This is a genomic window from Pseudonocardia autotrophica (genome assembly GCF_003945385.1).
GTDB lineage: Bacteria > Actinomycetota > Actinomycetes > Mycobacteriales > Pseudonocardiaceae > Pseudonocardia > Pseudonocardia autotrophica.
The window spans coordinates 775811-794385 of record NZ_AP018920.1; the positions used below are offsets into that span (position 1 = coordinate 775811).

Here is an 18575-nt window from a genome sequence, read left to right on the forward strand (position 1 = left end):
GGGTGTGTCCCGCTCCCTGTCCGCACCCTCGTTCCTGCTGCTGTTGGGCGCTACCGCGCTCGGGTTCGGCGGCTACGCCCTGATGCTGCCGGTGGTGCCGCTGTGGGTGGCCCGCGGCGGCTCCGGGGCGTTCGGAGCGGGACTGACCACCGGCGTGCTGATGGCGGTCACGGTCGGAACCCAGCTGCTCGTCCCGGCGATGCTGCGCCGGATCGGGCACCGTGCGGTGCTCGTCGGCGGGTCGCTGCTGCTCGGCCTGCCGACCCCGCTGCTGGCACTGTCCGCGGAGCTCGCACCGGTGCTGGCGATCTCCGCGGTGCGCGGCATCGGGTTCGGCATGGCGACAGTCGCGGGCAGCGCGCTGGTGGCCGAGCTCGTCGAGCCGTCCGCGCACGGCCGGGCCTCGGCCCGCTACGGCTACGCGATCGGGGTGCCGCAGCTGGCGTTGCTGCCGGCCGGGGTCGCGGTCGTCGACCTCACCGGGTTCACCGGGGTGTTCCTCGCGGCCGGGATCGCGCCGGTGGCCGGGGCGCTGGTCGTCGCGTTCGTACGCGGCCCCCGGCGCGGCCGGCTCACGGACCCGGCGCCCGCGCGGCACACCGCGGCCCGGGATCCCGGTGGGCATCCACGGGCGCCGCGGCACCGGCTGCCGGCCGCTCCCGTGCTGGCGATGCTGGCCTGCTCCACCGCACAGGGCGGGGTGATCACCTTCGCGCCGCTCGCCGTCCCCGGTGCGTCGGCGGTGGTCCCCGTCGCGCTGTTCGCGACCGCGTTCGGTGCGCTGCTGGGCCGCGGTTTCGCCGGTGCGCGCACCGACCGCAGTGGTCGTCCCGGTGCGCTGCTGCCGGTCGGCACGCTGATCGCGGGCACCGGGATGCTCGGGGTGCTCGCCGCCCCGCTCGCCCCGGCGCTGCTGGTGGCGGGCGCGATCGCGGTCGGGATCGGGTTCGGGATCGTGCAGAACGACTCCCTGGTCGCCCTGTTCACGGCGGCCGGGCCGTTGCACTACGGCCAGGCCAGCGCGGCGTGGAACATCGCCTACGACGCGGGTACCGGCCTCGGCGCCACCGGGCTGGGGGCGATCGCCGAGCCGTTCGGCTTCGTCGCCGCGTTCGGGGTGGCAGCGGTGGTGCTGCTGGGCGTCACACCGCTGGTCCGGCGCCGGGCCGGCTGAGGCCGACGTGCGCCGGGCCCGGCACCGATCGTTCGGTGCCGGGCCCGGTCGTGCTCCTGGCGGGTCAGGATCCGTTGCGGATCCATTCCTCCAGGTGCGGTGCCTCGTCGCCGATCTTGGTCGAGTCGCCGTGCCCGGTGCGGACGGCGGTGTCGCCGGGCAGGGTGAGCAGGGTGGTGCGGATGGACTCGATGATCGTGTCGAAGCTGGAGTAGGAGCGTCCGGTCGCGCCGGGTCCGCCCTGGAACAGGGTGTCGCCGGTGAACACGACGCCCAGTTCCGGTGCGTAGAGGCAGGACGAGCCCGGGGAGTGACCGGGGGTCTGCAGGACCCGCAGGTCGATCCCGCCGGCGGAGAGGACCTGGCCGTCGGCGAGTTCCTGGTCGGGCTTGCGGTCGGGCCAGGTCATGTCCCACAGGACCTGCTCGGCCGGGTTGAGCAGGATCGGCGCGGAGAACCGGTCGGCCAGCGCGGGCGCCTGGTTGACGTGGTCGTCGTGGGCGTGGGTGCACACGATGGCCTTGACCGTGCGGTCGCCGACGGCGGCGGCGATGGCGTCGGCGTCGTGGGCGGCGTCGATGACGAACACCTCGCGGTCGTCACCGACGATCCAGACGTTGTTGTCGACGTCGAAGGATCCGCCGTCGAGGTTGAACGTGCCGGAGGTGACGACGTGCCCGATCGCGGAGTCGAGAGCGGCCATCAGAGGACCACCACCGAACGCAGGACCTCGCCGGAGTGCATCTTCTCGAAGGCCTTCTCGACGCCGTCGATGCCGATCTCCTCGGTGACGAACTTGTCGAGCGGGAACCGGCCCTGCAGGAACAGGTCGACATACATCGGGAAGTCGCGGCTGGGCAGGCAGTCGCCGTACCAGGACGACTTGAGTGCGCCGCCGCGGCCGAAGTAGTCGATCAGCGGGATCTCGGGCGCGTTGAGGTCCGGGGTGGGCACGCCGACCAGGACGACGGTGCCGGCGAGGTCGCGGGCGTAGAAGGCCTGCTTGTAGGTCTCCGGGCGTCCGACGGCCTCGACGACGACGTCGGCGCCGTTGCCGCCGGTGACCGAGCGGATGTACTCGACCGGGTCCTGTTCCTTGGCGTTGACGGTGTGGGTGGCGCCGAACTCGGTGGCCCAGGTGAGCTTCCGCGGGTCGGTGTCGACGGCGATGATCGTGGTCGCGCCGGCGAGCTTCGCCCCGGCGATGGCGGCGTCACCGACACCGCCGCAGCCGATCACGGCGATGGAGTCGCCGCGCCCGATCTGGCCGGTGTTGACCGCGGCACCGAGCCCGGCCATGACGCCGCAGCCCAGGAGTCCGGCGACCTTGGCGGGGGCCTCGGGGTTGACCTTGGTGCACTGTCCGGCGGCGACCAGGGTCTTCTCGATGAACGCGCCGATGCCCAGGGCGGGGGAGAGCTCGGTGCCGTCGGCCAGGGTCATCTTCTGGGTGGCGTTGTGGGTGTCGAAGCACAGGTGCGGCTTGCCCTTGCGGCAGGCCCGGCAGACCCCGCAGACCGCGCGCCAGTTGAGCACGACGTAGTCGCCGGGCTCGAGATCGACGACACCGTCGCCGACGGATTCGACGATCCCGGCGGCCTCGTGGCCGAGCAGGAACGGGAACTCGTCGTTGATGCCGCCCTCGCGGTAGTGCAGGTCGGTATGACAGACGCCACAGGCCTGGATCTTCACCACGGCCTCGCCCGGGCCCGGGTCCGGGACGTTGATCGTCTCGATGGTGACCGGCTCACCCTTGGCGCGGGCCACGACGCCACGTACCTGCTGTGTCATGCGTACCTACTCCCAGTCGTCGTCGACGAGGACCCGTCGACGGATGCTCAGATCGCGACTCTGGCATGTGTGCCCATGGAGTGTCTCGCCCCCGTCGACTTGAAACATGTGTTACTCGCGAGTCACCTGCCCGCAGGCGTGCGGTGGGGCCGCACCACGGCGCGAGCGACCCGCGTGCGGTCGTCGGCCGTGACCGTCGGTCGTAGCCGGATCGACCTGCTGCCCAGTGGGGGACGCCGGTGCGGGGTCAGGTCGCTGCCCGGCCGGCGGTGGCACCTGACCGAAAGCGTAGGACGGTGAGCGCGCCGGCCACGACGACACCGATCGCGACGACCACCACCGTGGCGGTCGGGCTCAGGTACGTGGTGAGGCTGGGTGCACCGCTGGTGGAGAACTGCCACGACGCCAGCGGGACGAGATGGGCCGCCGCCATGACAGCGGTCAGGGCGCGCTGCACACGTGCGCCGCGACTGCGTACCGCGGAGACCACGGCCGCGATCACGGGCAGGCCCGAGATCAGCGCGGTGGCGGTCGTGACCACCAGGTACAGGTCGACGAAGGCGCTCTGCACGGACTCGGGCACGCCGAAGATCACGAAGGCCCAGATCGTCACGAGGATTCTCTGCAGCAGCAGTTCCCAGACGCCGTGGCTGCTGCGCGGCCGCGCGGCGATGACCACCCACAGTCGGGGTGAAGGTCCAGACGTGGGTGTCCTCGTCGATGCTCAGGCCCGCGCCGACGCCACGTCGAGCCACTGCGCGTCGTCGATCACGCACAGCAACGGGCGCTCCCGCGCTGCGGACGCGAGCAGCTCCAGGGTCGCCAGACCGATGCGGAACGGATCGGGCGCACCCCGGGCCAGACCGAACCTCATCCGGAGTGCCTCACGGTGCGGGGCGGGCAGGTCGTCGAGATGCGTCATCACCGGAGCACACAGCTGGTGCAGGGCGGCGAAGGGGAGTTCCGACTCGAACTCCGATCCCTCCGCGTCGATCACCTGCAGTCCGGTGGCGGCGCGGCGGGCGTGGTCGAGCAGTGCCGTCTTGCCGATGCCCGCCTCACCACGCAGGACCAGTGCCCCGCCCTTCTCCGCCCGCGTGGCGCCGATCAGCTCGCCGAGGCGCCGGATCTCGCTCTGCCTACCTACGAGCGACACGAGCAGCGGAGATCGACGGCCACGAGCCCACGCTAGTGCCTCGCCCGCCCGAGGACATCCGGGCTCGGTGACCGCCCCGGTGGGTACGGTCGGGCAGGTGACGACCGCGCCGCCCGAGCCCACCGACACACCGACGGCCCTTCCCGCGCTCGCGCTCGGCGCCGTCGCCGGGACGGGGCGGCCCGGCCGCTCCCGGATCGCCTGCCCGCTGCCCGACGGCGGCCTGCTCGACGTCGGCTCGCTGGCTACCGCCCAGCGCGGCCCCTACCCGGACCTGCTCACCGCGCCCGACCTGACCCGGCTGCTCGACGCCGGCGCGCCGGCATGGCGGGAGGTCGTCGAGTGGCTGCGCGGATGGCGCGCCGATCCCGAGCGCACCGCCGCGTACCGGATGCCCGCCGAAGGGCTGATCCCGGTGCTGCCGTTCACCGTCGCCGACTACGTCGACTTCTACGCCTGCGAGCAGCACGCGCGTAACGCCACGCTGCTCTTCCGCCCGGACGCGGCCGATCCGCTCACCCCGAACTGGCGCCGGATGCCCGTCGGCTACCACGGTCGTTCCGGGACGGTCCGGGTCACCGGCACCCCGGTCGTGCGCCCATCGGGGCAGCGCGGCCCCGAGGACTTCGGCCCCAGCGCGAAGCTCGACTTCGAGGCCGAGCTCGGGTTCGTCCTCGGCGGCCCGGTGCCCGGCCCGGTCGGTATCGACGACGCTGCCGAGCACGTCTTCGGCGTGGTGCTGCTGAACGACTGGTCCGCCCGCGACATCCAGTTCTTCGAGTCCCGTCCGCTCGGCCCGCACCTGGGCAAGTCGTTCGGCACCTCGATCTCGGCCTGGGTGACCCCGCTCCAGGAGCTCGCCGCGGCCCGGGTCCCGGTCCCGCCGCACGATCCGCCGTCGCTGCCCCATCTCACGCCGTCGGCGGGCGCACTGGGGCTCGACATCGAGCTCGTCGTGCACCTCAACGGGGAGCGGATCTCCACGCCGCCGGCCGCGGACCTCTACTGGTCGCCCGAGCAGATGGTCGCGCACCTGACGTCGAACGGGGCGGATCTGCGGGCCGGTGACCTGCTCGGCTCGGGGACGGTCTCCGGGCGCGAGCGCCGGCAGTTCGGCTCGATGCTGGAGCTCGGCTGGAACGGCCGGGACCCGGTGGCGCTGTCCGGCGGCGCGCAGCGCTGCTGGCTGGAGGACGGCGACGAGATCGTGATCGGTGCGACCGCGCCGGCGCCCGGCGGCGGACGGTTCTCGCTGGGGGAGGTGCGGGGCCGGGTCCGCGGTTCGTGATCGCGCCGCTCCTCGGGTGCGCAGCGGCTGGGCCGCTCACGTCTGCGTTCCGCGGAACGCGGCGACCTCGAACGGCTCGCGCTCACACACCGGTCCCGTGGTCCGTGGTCCGCGGGACCCTTCTCGGCCGGAGTTCGCTCATCTGGTGAGCGAAATTCGGGGAGCAGGGACGTCTCGGGGTGGCTCGGCCCGTCGGCGCTCGGTCTACTCGGGCGCCGGGGGCCTGTCTGTCGGCGGAGTCCGCTCATCTGGTGAGCGAACTCGGGCGCAGGTACATCTCGGGGTGGCTCGACCTGTCGGCGCTCGGTCTACCCGGGGACCGGGGGCCTGTCTGTCGGTGGAGTTCGCTCATCTGGTGAGCGAAATCCGGGAACAGGCACACCTCGGGGTCGCTCGAACCCCGACCGGGCCGCATACCCTCCCGCCCGTCTCGGGGCGCCGTAGCCGCTCGCTGCACCACTCTCGGCCGCGCGGGCAGGCTGCGAGTCCCGCACCGCCGGCGACGGTCGCGGGTCACGCCGATCCTCGACCTGTGAGGACGGCACGAACCCGTGCTCACCGACCGGATGATCACCGGCTCCGAACGGCCGCCACTCACGCCACGCCGGTCCATGACCAGGTTTCGCAGAACTCTCTGAGCCGCATCCGGCACACAGCGGGCCGGGCCGTTCATCCGGCGCGCAACGGCTGCGGCTCGCCCAGTGCGTTGCGGATCAGCGGCGGCACCTCCTGCTTCCCCGAGCCGTCGACGGCGATCACCACGTAGACGGTGCGACAGTCACAGGTGACGATCCGGTTGCCGGCCTCGTCGAGTGCCCTGACCTCGAAGTCCAGGGCGAAGCTGGTCCGGCCGATACGTGCCGTGGAGACGGCGACGACGACGTCCTCGCCCCAGCCGACACCGGCCCGCCAGTCGAGCTCGGTGTGCACGAGCTGGACGTCGTAGCCGGCGTCGAGCATCGCCCGGTAGGTCAGCTCGCGGTGCTCCAGGAACTCGGTCATCGCCTCGTCGAACCAGGCCAGATACCAGGCGTTGAACACCACACCCTGAGCGTCCACCTCGTGGTAGCGCACCCGCACCGGGAACTCGAAGGTCGCCATGCGGTGATGCTACGACCGCCCGGCCGGGTTCACCCGTCCTGCGCTGCGACGCCGATCCGCTCCCGGATCGTCCGGTTCACCGCGCGGCCGAACGTCGTGACCACGCCCTGCACGGTGATCGGCTTGAGCCGCGACAGCGCCGCGGCGAGCCTGCTCCGCTCGTCGGCCGGGCGGCCGCGGTCCCGGTAGGGCTGGAGCACCTCGTCCTGGAACAGGGCCATGAGCTCCTCGGCCAGCGCGGCGGTGTGCCGCTCGATCGAGGCCTGGGCGCGCTGCCACATCTCCGGTGGGAGCCCGGAGTCCAGTGCCGAGAGGGCGGTGCCGAGTGCGGTCGCGCCGTGCACCCGGACCCGGCCGTCGTCGTACCGGACGAGCGCGCCGAGGGTCTGCAGGGTCTCGACGTCGCCGTCGGTGAGCGGGCGCCCGGCCCGCCGGTCCAGCTCGGCCCGGGTCAGGTCCTCGCCGTGCTCGGGGATCCATGGGGTGAGCAGCGCCCGTTGCAGCGCCAGCTCCTCGGGGCCCGCGTCGTGCGGGAGCCGCTCCAGCTGCCGCTCGATCGCGGCCAGGGTGAAGCCGAGGCCGGTCAGCTCGCTGATCAGTTCGAGGCGGGCGCGGTGCCCGGCGTCGTAGAGGCCGGTGCGCCCGCGCAGTCGCGGCGCCGGGAGCAGGCCCTTCCCGGCGTAGAAGCGGATCGTGCGCACCGAGATCCCGGTCCGTTCGGCCAGCTGGTCGACGGTGAGCAGGTCCTCGGGGGTTGCCGGAGCGGACATGGCGAGGAGGCTACGGCCCGATCGGCGAACGTGACAGTCTTGATGTGACATCATTGCTGTCACATACTCGGTCGGGCGTATTGACCATGTGACAGTGCTGCTGTAACAAAAGCTACCAGCAAGTAGGAGCGATGGCGCCCACGCGTCACGCCTACCGACCACCCACGAGAGGTTCGGATGAGCGAGATCCCCGAGGCCTACATCTACGACGCGATCCGCACACCCCGCGGCCGGGGCAAGGCCTCCGGTTCGCTGCACGAGGTCAAGCCGATCTCGCTGGTGACCGGACTGATCGACGCGATCCGGGAGCGCCACCCGGACCTGGACACCAACACCGTCGACGACCTGGTGCTCGGCGTCGTCTCGCCGATCGGTGACCAGGGCGGCGACATCGCCAAGACCGCCGCGATCGCGGCCGGGCTGCCCGACACCGTCGCCGGTGTGCAGCTCAACCGGTTCTGCGCGTCCGGCCTGGAGGCCGTCAACACCGCTGCGCAGAAGGTGCGCTCCGGCATGGAGGAGATGGTCCTCGCCGGCGGCGTCGAGGCCATGAGCCGGGTCCCGATGGGCTCCGACGGCGGCGCCTGGGCGATGGACCCCGACACCGCCTACACCACCGGTTTCGTGCCGCAGGGCATCGGAGCCGACCTCATCGCGACGCTCGAGGGCTGGTCCCGCACCGACGTCGACACGTTCGCCGTCGAGTCGCAGACCCGTGCCGCCAAGGCGTGGGCCGACGGCCGCTTCGCCAACTCGGTCATCCCGGTGCGCGACCGCAACGGCCTCACCGTCCTCGACCGCGACGAGCACATCCGGGCCGGCGCGACCGTCGAAGCGCTGGGCGGGCTCAAGCCGTCCTTCGAGATGATGGGCCGTGACGGCGGGTTCGACGCCGTGGCGCTGCAGAAGTACCACTGGGTCGAGAAGATCGACCACGTCCACCACGCCGGCAACAGCTCCGGCATCGTCGACGGTGCAGCACTCACGCTGATCGGCACCGAGGCCGCCGGGAAGGCCAACGGGCTGACCCCGCGGGCCCGGATCGTCGCCACCGCGCTGTCCGGCGCCGACCCGACGATCATGCTCACCGGGCCCGCCCCGGCCGCCCGCAAGGCGCTGGCCAAGGCCGGTCTCTCGGTGGGCGACATCGACCTGTTCGAGATCAACGAGGCGTTCGCCGCCGTCGCGCTGCGCTTCATGCGCGACATGGACATCTCGCACGACATCACCAACGTCAACGGCGGTGCCATCGCGATGGGCCACCCGCTCGGCGCCACCGGCGCGATGATCATCGGCACGCTCGTCGACGAGCTGGAGCGTCGTGACCTGCGCCGCGGGCTGGCCACGCTGTGCGTGGGCGGCGGCATGGGCATCGCCACCATCGTCGAGCGAGTCTGAAGGGGACTGGATCAGTGACTGAGCAGAAGGCCGTGCGCTGGGAGCGCGACGCCGACGGCATCGCCGTCGTCACCCTCGACGACCCCGCCAGCAGCGCGAACACCATGAACGACGCCTACCGCGAGGCCATGCGGGAGGTCGTCGACGACCTGGAAAAGAACAAGGACGACATCGTCGGTGTCGTCATCACCTCGGCGAAGAAGACCTTCTTCGCCGGCGGGAACCTGCAGCAGCTCTCCGCGGCCCGCCCGGAGGACGCCGGGCGGATCGTCGAGCTGGTCGCCGAGGTCAAGGCCCAGCTGCGCAAGCTGGAGACCCTCGGCCGCCCGGTCGCCTCGGCACTGGTCGGTGCCGCGCTGGGCGGCGGATTGGAGATCGCGCTCGCCACCCACCACCGGGTCGGCGTCGACGCCAAGGGCATCGTCTACGGCCTGCCCGAGGTCAGCCTGGGCCTGCTGCCCGGCGGCGGTGGTGTCACCCGCATCACGCGGATGCTCGGCATCGCGAACGGCTTCATGAACGTCCTGGCCCAGGGCCAGCGGCACAAGCCGGCCAAGGCGCTGGAGCTGGGCCTGATCGACGAGCTCGTGGCCACCCGCGAGGAGGCGTTCGACGCCGCGCGCGCGTGGGTGCTGGCGAACCCCGAGCACACCGCCCAGCCCTGGGACCAGCCGAAGTACCGGATCCCCGGCGGCACGCCGTCGAGCCCGTCGCTGGCCTCGATCCTCCCGGCGTTCCCGGCGAACCTGCGCAAGCAACTCAAGGGAGCGCCGATGCCGGCGCCGCGCAACATCCTCGCCGCGGCCGTCGAGGGCAGCCAGGTCGACTTCGAGACCGCGCAGAAGATCGAGGGCCGCTACTTCGCGGAGCTCGTCGTCGGCCAGGTCTCGAAGAACATGACCAAGGCGTTCTTCTTCGACCTCAACGCGATCAACGGCGGTAAGTCCCGCCCGGACGGCCCGGAGAAGTGGCAGCCGACCAAGGTCGCCGTGCTCGGCGCCGGGATGATGGGCGCCGGGATCGCCTACGTCTGCGCGCTGTCCGGCTGGGACGTCGTGCTCAAGGACGTCTCCAAGGAAGCCGCCGAGAAGGGCAAGGCCTACTCGCAGACCCTGGTCGAGAAGGGCGTCAAGCGCGGGAAGACCACCCAGGAGAAGGGCGACGCGCTGCTCGGCCGGATCCTGCCGACCGACGACTACGCCGACCTCGCCGGCTGTGACGTCGTGATCGAGGCCGTCTTCGAGTCCGTCGAGCTGAAGCAGGAGGTGTTCCGCGAGGCGGCCAAGCACATCGACCCGGACGCGCTGCTCTGCTCGAACACCTCGACGCTGCCGATCACCGAGCTCGCCAAGGGCGTCGACCGCCCGGACGACTTCATCGGCCTGCACTTCTTCTCGCCGGTCGACAAGATGCCGCTGGTCGAGATCATCAAGGGCGAGCGGACCAACGACGAGGCCCTGGCCAAGGCGTTCGACCTCACCCTGGGGATCAAGAAGACCCCGATCGTCGTCAACGACTCCCGGGGCTTCTTCACCAGCCGGGTGATCGGCACCTTCATCAACGAGGGCGTCGCGATGATCGCCGAGGGCATCGACCCGCAGACGATCGAGCAGGCGTCCTCGCAGGCCGGGTACCCGGCCCCGGTGCTGCAGCTGATGGACGAGCTGACCCTGACCCTGCCGCGCAAGATCCGCGAGGAGACGCGCAAGGGTGTCGAGGCGGCCGGCGGCACCTGGACGCCGCACCCGTCCGACGAGGTGATCGACCGGATGGTCGACGAGTTCGACCGCAAGGGGAAGAGCTCGGGCGCCGGGTTCTACTCCTACGCCGACGGCAAGCGGACCGGTCTCTGGCCGGGGCTGCGTGACCAGTTCGGCGCGACGAACCACGAGGTCGACCTGCACGAGCTCAGCGAGCGGATGCTGTTCATCGAGTCGATCGAGACGGTGCGCTGCGTCGACGAGGGCGTGCTGGAGACCGTCGCCGACGCCAACATCGGCTCGATCTTCGGCATCGGCTTCCCGGCGTGGACCGGCGGGGTGCTGCAGTACATCGAGGGTTACCCCGGTGGTCCGGCCGGCTTCGTCGCCCGCGCGGACGAGCTGAAGGCCACCTACGGCGAGCGCTTCGACGTGCCGCAGAGCCTGCGGGACCGCGCCGCCAAGGGGCAGTCGGCCACCGCGGCCGCCTGATCCCGGAGGTCCCGGCCCCGTCCGCGCGCCCGCGCGGGCGGGGCCGTCCCGCGCCCGGTCCACCCGCCGGCAGCCGGACACGTGCACCATGGAACGCGTGACGCAATGGGTGTTCGACATCGTGGACCGGCTCGGGGCGGCCGGGATCGGGTTGCTGATCTTCCTGGAGAACGTCGTCCCGCCGATCCCGTCGGAGGTCATCCTCCCGCTGGGCGGCTTCCGCGCGTCCACCGGCGCGATGGATCCGGTCGCGGTCTGGGCCGCGGCCACGATGGGTGCCGTCGCGGGGGCGCTGGTGCTCTACGCACTGGGCGCGATGCTGGGCTTCGAACGGGTGCACCGGCTCGCGGGGAACCGCTGGTTCATCCTCTCCAGCCAGAAGGACCTGGAGAAGGGCCTCGACCTGTTCGAGCGCTACGGCAGCTGGTTCGTGCTGGGTGGGCGCTGCATCCCGATCGTCCGGAGTCTCATCTCGATCCCGGCCGGGATCGCCGGGATGCCGCTGCTGCGGTTCGTCGGGCTGTCCACGCTCGGCAGCGCCGTCTGGAACTCGATCTTCGTCTATCTCGGGTTCGCGCTCGGGGAGCGGTGGGAGGTCGTCGAGGGCTACATGTCGCCGCTGAGCAAGATCGTCGCGGTGGCCGGCGTGCTGGTGCTGGGCTGGCTGATCTGGCGGAAGGTCGCGCAGCGCAGGGCCCGTGGCGCGGTGCCGGAGAAGGACGCGCCCACTCCGCGCTGAAGGTCCCCGCCGCTGCGGCGGACGGGTGAGCACGAACGCCCCGCGTGCCGGTCCCACCACGGGGCGTACCCGTGTGCTACCGGCCGACCGCCGGTGATCGGCGCTGTGCGAACCTGATCGGCAGCCAGCCGACGGACGGACAGGTGGAGGTGGTCGTGCGCCTGGTCGGCATCCACCACACTCACGCGTCCGGAATCGTCGCGCTGCGCGGGATCGATCTCGTCGTCGATCCGGCGGCCCCGACCGTGCTGCGCGGGCCGGGCGGTGCCGGGAAGACGACCCTGTTGCGGGTCGCCGCGGGCGTCGTCGTCCCGACCGCGGGTGAGATCGAGGACCGGCCCGCAGTCGTCGGCTACCTGCCCGACCGGTTTCCCGCCCGGATGAAGCTGCCGCCGCGGCGCTGGCTCGACCACATGAGCCGGATCCGCGGACTCGACCCGGACGACACCGGCGACCGTGCCGACGAGCTGCTCGAGGAGTTCGGCTACGGCGGCGCCGACGACGAGCCGATGTCCGAGCTGTCCCGGTCCGATGCGCAGAAGATCGGTCTGGTGCAGGCGCTGGCCTGCGACCCGGACGTGCTGGTGCTCGACGAACCGTGGTCCGGGCTCGACGACGACGCGGCCGACGTGCTCACCCGGCTGCTGGCCGACCGTTCCGGCGGGCTGCTGCTCACCGACCGCACCGGCACCGCGGCCGGGTTCACCGGCGCCCGCCTGCACCGGCTGCGCCACGGCAGGCTGGCGGCCGCCTCCGATCCGGACTCGGTCCCGCTGCGGACGGCGCCGCCGCCCGGTTCGGTGATGCGGCTCGACCTGGCCTGCGCGGGGGATCCCCGGCCGGTGCTGGAGGGGCTCCCGCCGGCTCGGGTGGAGGCCGCGGCCCCGGGGCGGCTGACCGTCCGGGTGCCCGCCCCCGAGAGTGACGCCTGGCTGATGGCCGCGCTGGCCGCGGGCTGCGCGGTGCGGTCGGTCCGGCCGGTGCGTCAGGAGGGCGACGGGACCTCCGCCGCTCCGGACGCCCGGCCGCCGGCCGGCCCGCCGGACACGTCCGCGGGGCGTCGCCGGGGACGGGTGGAACCACAGTGGTGAGGCGGGCCCGCTCGGCTTTCGCGGTGGCGATGCTGCTCGGCGAGGACCTGGCCCGCTCGGAGCGGTTCATCGCCCCCGCGCTGCTCTACGTCGGCGTGGTCGCGTTCCTGTTCGCCGGTGACGCCGATCCGCTGCCGCAGCCGTGGGCGGCGAGCGCGCTGCTGCTCTACCCGCTGGGGGCGTGGTTCGCGCACGCACTCGCCGAGTCGGAGGACGACGTCGCACGCACGGTCACGCTGTCCGCCGCGGGCGGGCCGCTCCCGGTCGCCGCCGGGGTGCTGCTCGCGGCGACCGCCGGGATCGCCGCGCTGGGGCTGGTCGCGGTCGTGTGGGGGGTGGTCGCGACCTGGGGCACGGCCACCACCGGTGGCCTGCTCGACGGCATGCTCGCCCACCTGGCGTGCGGGATCACCGGTGCGGCGGTGGGCTCGGTGTTCGCCAGGCCGCTGTTCCGCAGCGAGGGGATCGCGCTGGTCGCGGCGCTGACCTTCCTGGTGGTCACCGGGACCCGATCCTGGCTGCCGCCGGTCGGCACGGCCGCGGCGTCGATGGGATCCGGCCGCGGTGGGCTGGGCCCGTTCGGTGACCTGCTGCTGGCGGTGCTGGTCGCGATTGCCGCGCTGGCGCTGGTGGTGCGGGTGGAGCAGGGTGGGTTCGCGGCCTGGCGGGAGCGCTGGGACCGGCTGCTGCAACGGCTGCTCGAACGGTTGCGTCCCGGTCGCTGAGTCGCCCGGACCGGGTCAGGTGCCGAGCCCGGCGATCCGGCCCAGCCGGTCGATGGTGGCGTCGAATGCGGCGTCCCGGTGCTCCAGCACGTTCTCGAACTGGCCGAACAGCTCGAACGACACGTGCCCGAACAACCCGGTCCAGGCGGTGATCGCGGCGAGCAGCGCTCCGTCCGGCAGGTCCGGGGTGGCCAGCGCGGCGCGGAGCCGGCCGGCGTCGGCGGCCGGTCCGGGCGTTACCGGCTCCGGATCGACGGCGAGCGCGCCCGCTGCGTGCGCGTCGGCGAGCAACCTGCCCAGCGGTGTGATCCCGCGGGCCGCGGACGTGACGGTGTCGGCGGGAGCCCGGTAGCCGGGCACCGGCGAGCCGTAGATCAGTGCGTACTCGTGCGGGTTGGCGAGCGCCCAGCCCCGTACCGCGCGGGCGAGGGCGCGCCAGCGGTCGACCGGGTCCGCGACGCCGGTGAGGGCTCGCTCGATGGCGTCGGCCAGCGCGTCATAGCTCTGCACGATCAGTGCGGTGAGCAGGTCGTCCCGGGTCGGGAAGTAGCGGTGCAGCGCCGAGGAGACCATGCCGAGCTCGCGGGAGACGGCCCGCATGGACAGCGCGGCGGCGCCGGTGTCGGCCAGCTGCCGGCGGGCGGCAGCGGTGATCTCGGCGACGAGCTCGGCCCGGGCGCGCTCGCGGGCTGTGCGGGAGGCGTTCACACCCGCACGGTAGACCACTGTCCCTGTAGTGAAGCAACAGTCTGAAAACAGAGCAATGCTCTTGATTCTTCTGCTCCGTACTGAGAGCGTTGCTCTTCGACAGCGACGACGAGGGGGAGCCGTGATGGACCGGACGAAATGGGGGGCCGTGGCGCTCGGGGCCGCGGGGGTGGCTTTCGCCGCCTACCCGGCGCTGCGGCCGTGGACCGACGGCTCGCAGGTATGGGCGCAGCCGCTGTGGGTGCCGTCGCACCTGCTCGGGGTCGTCGGGTTCGCGCTGCTGGTGCCGGGGCTCGCCACGGTGTGGGCACGGCTGCGCGACACGCCGGGCGAGCGCGCCGGCTGGGTGGCGCTGGTGTCGGCCGGGGTGGGTGCGGCACTCGTCCTGCCGTACTACGGCGCGGAGGCCTATGCGCTGCACCTGATCGGCCTGCCGGAGTCCGGGATCGACGCCGGGCAGGCCTCGGCGCTCGCCGAGGGCATCCGGCTGGGCCCGTACGCCGCAGCGACGTTCCTGATCGGGCTGCTCGCGGTGGCCTCGGCCGGGATCGCGGTGCTGGTCGCGGCACGCCGGGGCGGGCTACCCGTGCCGGCGGCTGCCGTGCTCGCCGTCGCGCTGGTGCTCTATCTGCCGCAGTTCTTCGCACCGCCGGCGATGCGGATCGCGCACGGGGTGCTGCTGGCGGTGGGCTGTGTGCTGCTCGCCGCGGCGCTGCGGACGGGGTCGGTGCGCGCGGACCGGGGCGCTGCCCTGCGCTGAGCGGTGCCGCACGGTTGCACGCGGTCGCCGGCCGGCCGGGCAGCGCGGCGACGCCCGCGAGCGCGGGCCGGTCGACGTAGGCGTGTGCGACACCGTCGATCTCGGCCCGCGGCGCCACCGGGTTGCCGGCTCAGTGCGGATGCAGTGCCAATTCAGCACCGATGCAGTGCCGATGCAGTGCCGATGCAGCGCCGAATCAGCGCCGAATCAGCGCGGGTAATGCTGCGCCGTCGCGGCCAGGGTCGCCTCCCAGTCCGGCATCGGTCCGCCGGACAGCACCGCGGACAGTCGGTCCAGGTACCAGTGCCAGCCCGGCCCGGCGTCGGCCGGGCTGAACGTGCCGGGCAGCACCTGCTCGAAGGTGAGCACGGTGCCGGTGCCGGTGGGGTGCAGCGAGACCGACAGCTCCCATGCGGAATCGCCGCCCTCGGTGACCTGGACCGCCAGTCGGTGCGGGGGGTCGCACTCGGTGATCAGGGTGTCCGCGGGTGGCCCGCCGCTGTCCTCATCGCTGGTCAGGCTCAGTGCAACGGTCCCGCCGAGCCGGGCGTCGCCGGTCCAGGTGCCGAACCAGCGGGCGCACCGAGCCGGGTCGGTGACCGCCGACCACACCTCGTCGATCGGGTCGGGGAAGACTCGGCGGAACACCAGCCGGGACCGGCCGTCGGGACCGCGCCGGACCTCCCCGGCCGGACCGGGCGCGGCGGTCACCGGTCCTCCGGGAGGACCGTGAGCTGCTGCAGGGAGAACTCCGCGACGGCGGAGGCGACGACCGGCCGGGTCGTCGCGGCATCGCCGGTCCGGTCGTCGTGCACGCGACGGTGCACCTCGTCCGGGGTGTCGAGCAGGTCGTTCATCAGGGGTTCCTCCTCCGGCCACGGGCCAGTTCGGTGTCGAGCGCGTCGAGCCGCTGCGACCAGAAGCCGCGCAGCCGGGACAGCCACTTCTCGGCGTCGGACGGACCGGCCGGGTCGACGGCGTAGATGCGTCGGGTGCCGTCCTTGCGGACGGTGGCGAACCCGTTCTCCCGCAACACCTTCAGTTGCTGGGAGACGGCAGGCTGGGAGATCCCGAACTCGGCCCGGACGATCTCGGTGACCTGGCCGGCGGTGTGCTCACCGGTGGCCAGGAGCTCGAGGATCCGGCGCCGGACCGGATCGCCCAGCACGTCGAACGCATGCATAGCGGTAGCTTATATAAGCTGATGCAGAAATAAAAGAAGGACCGGCGCGAGCGTCGCAGGACCGGGCACGTAGCGTGGTCGGCCGTCGCCGGTCCGGCGGCGTCCGGCCACGTCAGCACTCGGAGGGGCCCGCCATGGATCTCGGAATCGCCGGCCGCGCGGCGCTGGTCTGCGCCTCGACGTCGGGCCTCGGCCTGGGCACCGCCCGGGCGCTGGCCGCCGACGGTGCCCGGGTGGTGATCACCGGCCGGACGGCGGAGCGGGCCGAGCAGGTGGCGGCGACGATCCCCGGCGCGGTCGGCGTCGGCGTCGATCTGACCGCCGACGGCGGGGTCGATCTCCTGCTGGAGGCCACCCGGGAGGCCGTCGGATCGCCCGACATCCTGGTGCTCAACGGACCCGGACCTGCTCCGGGGACGGCCGCCGACGTCGACGCCGCCGGTATCGAGCAGGCGGTGCGCACCCTGGTGCTGCCGCAGCAGCGCCTGGTCGCCGGGGTTCTCCCGACGATGATCGAGCGCGGCTGGGGCCGGATCCTCAGCATCAGCTCCACCAGCGTGCAGGCACCGATCCCGCGGCTCGCCCTGTCGAACGTGGGTCGCTCCGCACTCCTCGGTTACCTCAAGACGCTCGCCGGGGAGGTCGCCCGGCACGGGATCACGGTGAACACGCTGCTGCCCGGCCGGATCGAGACGCCCCGGGTCCGCGGGCTCGACGAAGCCAACGCCGAGCGGCTCGGCCGGAGCGTCGAGGAGGTCGCCGCCGAGTCTCGGGCCGCCATCCCGATGGGCCGCTACGGCGATCCGGACGAGTTCGGCGCGGTCGCCGCCTTCCTGTGCAGCGGGCCGGCCGGCTACGTCACCGGATCCGCGATCCGGTGCGACGGCGGACTGGTCCCCACGGTCTGAGCCCGGACCTCCGCCCCCCCGGACCCCCGGACCTCGGCCCCCGGCCCCCCGGCCTCGGGCGCCCGACTCCGGGCCGGACGGCCCGCGCCCGGAGAGCCCGCTCAGACCCCGGGCGGCCGGATCGCACCGCCGAACTCGCGCTCGACGAACCGGGCGAAGGCGATCGTGGTGCGGTCGCCGAACATCGGCCCGATGGCCTGCACCCCGATCGGCAGGCCGTCGCCGGACAGCCCGATGGGCAGGGCGGTCGCCGGCAGGCCCGGGAGCGTCGCCGTGCCGGCCGGTGCGAGCTGGTCGAAGTACGGGTACTCGACGCCGTCGACGGTGATCCGCCGGTCGGTCAGGTCGCTGTGGTCGTGCGGGATGGCCGTGGTCGGCGCGATCGGCGCGATCACCAGGTCGAACTCGGCGAACAGCTCCCGCCAGCGCTGCCGGATCAGCTCGCGCCCGCTCTCGGCGGCCACCCGGTCACGGTGGCTGAGCACGGCGCCGCGGGCACGTTCGGCAGCCAGGCTGCGGTCGTCGTCGGCGACCAGCGCCGCGTCGGCGCGGGCCCGGTCGTATGCCTCGGGCGGGAACCCTGCGGCGAGACCGGAATGCAGGATCCGCATGTAGATCCGGGCGGACTCGGCCTGATCGGGCAGCAGCGGGCTCTCCCGCAGCACCGTGACGCCGGCGCCGGCCAGCGCCTCGGCGAACCCGTCGATCGCGGCCCGTACCGGCGCCGAGCCGGGGAGCAGCGGATGCCCGTCGAGCACCAGCACCCGGTGACCGCGCAGCTCGGTGTGCCGGGCCGCCGGCAGCGCGAGCCGGTAGGCGACGCCCCCGGTGAGCTCGTCCGGGCCGGCGAGTACGTCGAGCAGCAGATCGAGATCCGCGGCGGTGCGGGCCATCGGTCCGATCACCGCGAGATCGTGCTCCGTGGGCAGGGCGGGCAGTCCCGGAGGGGTGTGCCCGCGCGGCGGCAGCAGGCCGAGTGAGGGCTTGTGTGCGTACACCCCGCAGCAGTGCGCCGGGTAGCGCAGCGATCCGCCGAGGTCCGAGCCCAGTGACAGCGGCCCGAAGCCGGCCGCCAGCGCGGCGGCGGACCCGCCCGAGGATCCGCCCGGTGTGCGGTCGTGGTCCCACGGGTTGACGGTGGTGCCGTACACGTCGTTGAAGGTCTGCAGATCGCCCAGGTGCGGCGGCACGTTGGTGGTGCCCAACACAACCGCCCCGGCGGCGCGGACCCGCTGCACGGCAACGGCATCGGTGTCGGCGACGGCGTCGCGGTGCTCGGTGAGGCCCCAGGTGGAGGGCAGCCCGGCGACGCGGAACGACTCCTTCACGGTGAGCGGTACGCCGAGCAGTGGTCGTCGCTCCCCGCGGGCGAGTGCGGCATCGGCGTCGACGGCGGCACGGCGGGCCCGCTCGAAGTCCGGCACACACACCGCGTTGAGCGCCGGGTCGAGGCGCTCGATACGGGCGATCGTCTCGTCGGCCAGCTCGACCGCCGAGATGCGGCGTGCGGCCAGATCGCCGGCCAGCTCGCCCGCGCTCCGCCAGGTCGGCTCGGTATCGGTCATGCCGGTTCCCCCTCCGCCTGCTCCGC

20 protein-coding genes are annotated in these 18575 nt (G+C 72.9%); 9 read left to right on the top strand and 11 right to left on the bottom strand.

Going from position 1 to position 18575, the window contains the following annotated elements:
* Positions 1 to 4: 4 nt before the first annotated feature.
* The gene (locus tag Pdca_RS03790) at positions 5 to 1174 is read left to right on the top strand and encodes an MFS transporter (protein ID WP_085914494.1); all 1170 of its coding nucleotides are present in this window, start codon (positions 5 to 7) and stop codon (positions 1172 to 1174) included.
* A gap of 64 nt (positions 1175 to 1238) precedes the next feature.
* Here Pdca_RS03790 and Pdca_RS03795 read toward each other — a convergent pair whose 3' ends face one another.
* The 4 genes from Pdca_RS03795 to Pdca_RS35300 form a co-directional block, all read right to left on the bottom strand.
* Positions 1239 to 1877 (bottom strand): MBL fold metallo-hydrolase, encoded by a 639-nt coding sequence (locus Pdca_RS03795; protein WP_085914495.1) that lies wholly within the window; start codon positions 1875 to 1877, stop codon positions 1239 to 1241.
* The gene (locus tag Pdca_RS03800; RefSeq protein ID WP_085914496.1) at positions 1877 to 2965 is read right to left on the bottom strand and encodes an S-(hydroxymethyl)mycothiol dehydrogenase; all 1089 of its coding nucleotides are present in this window, start codon (positions 2963 to 2965) and stop codon (positions 1877 to 1879) included. Before Pdca_RS03800 ends, Pdca_RS03795 begins: the two co-directional genes overlap by 1 nt.
* A 247-nt stretch (positions 2966 to 3212) precedes the next feature.
* Positions 3213 to 3644 (bottom strand): hypothetical protein, encoded by a 432-nt coding sequence (locus tag Pdca_RS35295; protein WP_166665894.1) that lies wholly within the window; start codon positions 3642 to 3644, stop codon positions 3213 to 3215.
* Between the two features lie 45 nt (positions 3645 to 3689).
* Positions 3690 to 4121 carry an ATP-binding protein gene (locus tag Pdca_RS35300; RefSeq protein ID WP_166665895.1) on the bottom strand — a complete coding sequence of 144 codons (432 nt, stop codon included), beginning with the start codon at positions 4119 to 4121 and terminating at the stop codon, positions 3690 to 3692.
* 97 nt (positions 4122 to 4218) lie between these two features.
* Here Pdca_RS35300 and Pdca_RS03810 point away from each other — a divergent pair, with 97 nt between their 5' ends.
* Complete coding sequence (locus tag Pdca_RS03810; protein WP_085914523.1) at positions 4219 to 5409, top strand: fumarylacetoacetate hydrolase family protein; 1191 nt, start codon at positions 4219 to 4221, stop codon at positions 5407 to 5409.
* A 669-nt stretch (positions 5410 to 6078) separates the two neighbouring features.
* Here the strand turns inward: Pdca_RS03810 and Pdca_RS03815 are convergent.
* Together Pdca_RS03815 and Pdca_RS03820 are read right to left on the bottom strand one after the other, a co-directional pair.
* Positions 6079 to 6510: an acyl-CoA thioesterase gene (locus Pdca_RS03815; RefSeq protein ID WP_085914497.1), complete on the bottom strand. Its 432-nt coding sequence runs from the start codon at positions 6508 to 6510 to the stop codon at positions 6079 to 6081.
* 29 nt (positions 6511 to 6539) lie between these two features.
* Positions 6540 to 7280, bottom strand: a complete 741-nt coding sequence (locus tag Pdca_RS03820; RefSeq protein ID WP_085914498.1) for a MerR family transcriptional regulator — start codon at positions 7278 to 7280, stop codon at positions 6540 to 6542.
* A 177-nt stretch (positions 7281 to 7457) separates the two neighbouring features.
* On the opposite strand from Pdca_RS03820, the gene Pdca_RS03825 reads away from it, so the two are divergent.
* The 5 genes from Pdca_RS03825 (at position 7458) to Pdca_RS03845 (ending at position 13425) form a co-directional block, all read left to right on the top strand.
* Positions 7458 to 8678: an acetyl-CoA C-acetyltransferase gene (locus tag Pdca_RS03825; protein ID WP_197719913.1), complete on the top strand. Its 1221-nt coding sequence runs from the start codon at positions 7458 to 7460 to the stop codon at positions 8676 to 8678.
* 14 nt (positions 8679 to 8692) lie between these two features.
* Positions 8693 to 10870, top strand: a complete 2178-nt coding sequence (locus Pdca_RS03830) for a 3-hydroxyacyl-CoA dehydrogenase NAD-binding domain-containing protein (RefSeq protein ID WP_085914499.1) — start codon at positions 8693 to 8695, stop codon at positions 10868 to 10870.
* 97 nt (positions 10871 to 10967) lie between these two features.
* Entirely contained in the window at positions 10968 to 11609 is a 642-nt protein-coding gene (locus tag Pdca_RS03835; protein ID WP_232021402.1) for a DedA family protein, read from the top strand.
* Between the two features lie 143 nt (positions 11610 to 11752).
* A complete protein-coding gene (locus Pdca_RS03840) occupies positions 11753 to 12700 on the top strand; it encodes an ATP-binding cassette domain-containing protein (RefSeq protein ID WP_158092237.1) in 948 nt (315 codons plus the stop codon).
* 23 nt (positions 12701 to 12723) lie between these two features.
* Positions 12724 to 13425, top strand: a complete 702-nt coding sequence (locus Pdca_RS03845) for a hypothetical protein (protein ID WP_125911248.1) — start codon at positions 12724 to 12726, stop codon at positions 13423 to 13425.
* 15 nt (positions 13426 to 13440) lie between these two features.
* Here the strand turns inward: Pdca_RS03845 and Pdca_RS03850 are convergent, their stop codons facing one another.
* Positions 13441 to 14133 carry a TetR/AcrR family transcriptional regulator gene (locus Pdca_RS03850; RefSeq protein ID WP_085914525.1) on the bottom strand — a complete coding sequence of 231 codons (693 nt, stop codon included), beginning with the start codon at positions 14131 to 14133 and terminating at the stop codon, positions 13441 to 13443.
* Positions 14134 to 14257: 124 nt separating this feature from the next.
* Between Pdca_RS03850 and Pdca_RS03855 the strand changes: the two genes are divergently transcribed.
* The gene (locus Pdca_RS03855) at positions 14258 to 14893 is read left to right on the top strand and encodes a hypothetical protein (RefSeq protein ID WP_125911249.1); all 636 of its coding nucleotides are present in this window, start codon (positions 14258 to 14260) and stop codon (positions 14891 to 14893) included.
* Between the two features lie 207 nt (positions 14894 to 15100).
* Here the strand turns inward: Pdca_RS03855 and Pdca_RS03860 are convergent, their stop codons facing one another.
* Genes Pdca_RS03860 through Pdca_RS03865 form a run of 3 tightly spaced genes read right to left on the bottom strand, consistent with a single transcriptional unit; the run spans position 15101 to position 16076 of the window.
* Complete coding sequence (locus Pdca_RS03860; RefSeq protein ID WP_085914504.1) at positions 15101 to 15604, bottom strand: SRPBCC family protein; 504 nt, start codon at positions 15602 to 15604, stop codon at positions 15101 to 15103.
* Complete coding sequence (locus Pdca_RS35305) at positions 15601 to 15750, bottom strand: hypothetical protein (protein ID WP_158092238.1); 150 nt, start codon at positions 15748 to 15750, stop codon at positions 15601 to 15603. The genes Pdca_RS03860 and Pdca_RS35305 overlap by 4 nt, the downstream gene beginning before the upstream one ends.
* The gene (locus Pdca_RS03865) at positions 15750 to 16076 is read right to left on the bottom strand and encodes an ArsR/SmtB family transcription factor (RefSeq protein ID WP_085914505.1); all 327 of its coding nucleotides are present in this window, start codon (positions 16074 to 16076) and stop codon (positions 15750 to 15752) included. Before Pdca_RS03865 ends, Pdca_RS35305 begins: the two co-directional genes overlap by 1 nt.
* A gap of 134 nt (positions 16077 to 16210) precedes the next feature.
* On the opposite strand from Pdca_RS03865, the gene Pdca_RS03870 reads away from it, so the two are divergent.
* Positions 16211 to 16984, top strand: a complete 774-nt coding sequence (locus Pdca_RS03870) for an SDR family oxidoreductase (RefSeq protein WP_085914506.1) — start codon at positions 16211 to 16213, stop codon at positions 16982 to 16984.
* Between the two features lie 101 nt (positions 16985 to 17085).
* Here the strand turns inward: Pdca_RS03870 and Pdca_RS03875 are convergent, their stop codons facing one another.
* Positions 17086 to 18549, bottom strand: a complete 1464-nt coding sequence (locus Pdca_RS03875; protein WP_085914526.1) for an amidase — start codon at positions 18547 to 18549, stop codon at positions 17086 to 17088.
* Between the last annotated feature and the right edge of the window lie 26 nt (positions 18550 to 18575).

What these genes read in the sequence shown, in the direction of transcription:
- Pdca_RS03795 (WP_085914495.1), bottom strand. Translation starts at nt 1,877, where the DNA reads ATGGCCGCTCTCGACTCCGCGATCGGGCACGTCGTCACCTCCGGCACG.
- Pdca_RS03865 (WP_085914505.1), bottom strand. Translation starts at nt 16,076, where the DNA reads ATGCATGCGTTCGACGTGCTGGGCGATCCGGTCCGGCGCCGGATCCTC.
- Pdca_RS03870 (WP_085914506.1), top strand. Translation starts at nt 16,211, where the DNA reads ATGGATCTCGGAATCGCCGGCCGCGCGGCGCTGGTCTGCGCCTCGACG.
- Pdca_RS03875 (WP_085914526.1), bottom strand. Translation starts at nt 18,549, where the DNA reads ATGACCGATACCGAGCCGACCTGGCGGAGCGCGGGCGAGCTGGCCGGC.
- Pdca_RS03800 (WP_085914496.1), bottom strand. Translation starts at nt 2,965, where the DNA reads ATGACACAGCAGGTACGTGGCGTCGTGGCCCGCGCCAAGGGTGAGCCG.
- Pdca_RS03820 (WP_085914498.1), bottom strand. Translation starts at nt 7,280, where the DNA reads ATGTCCGCTCCGGCAACCCCCGAGGACCTGCTCACCGTCGACCAGCTG.
- Pdca_RS03815 (WP_085914497.1), bottom strand. Translation starts at nt 6,510, where the DNA reads ATGGCGACCTTCGAGTTCCCGGTGCGGGTGCGCTACCACGAGGTGGAC.
- Pdca_RS03855 (WP_125911249.1), top strand. Translation starts at nt 14,258, where the DNA reads ATGGACCGGACGAAATGGGGGGCCGTGGCGCTCGGGGCCGCGGGGGTG.
- Pdca_RS03825 (WP_197719913.1), top strand. Translation starts at nt 7,458, where the DNA reads ATGAGCGAGATCCCCGAGGCCTACATCTACGACGCGATCCGCACACCC.
- Pdca_RS35305 (WP_158092238.1), bottom strand. Translation starts at nt 15,750, where the DNA reads ATGAACGACCTGCTCGACACCCCGGACGAGGTGCACCGTCGCGTGCAC.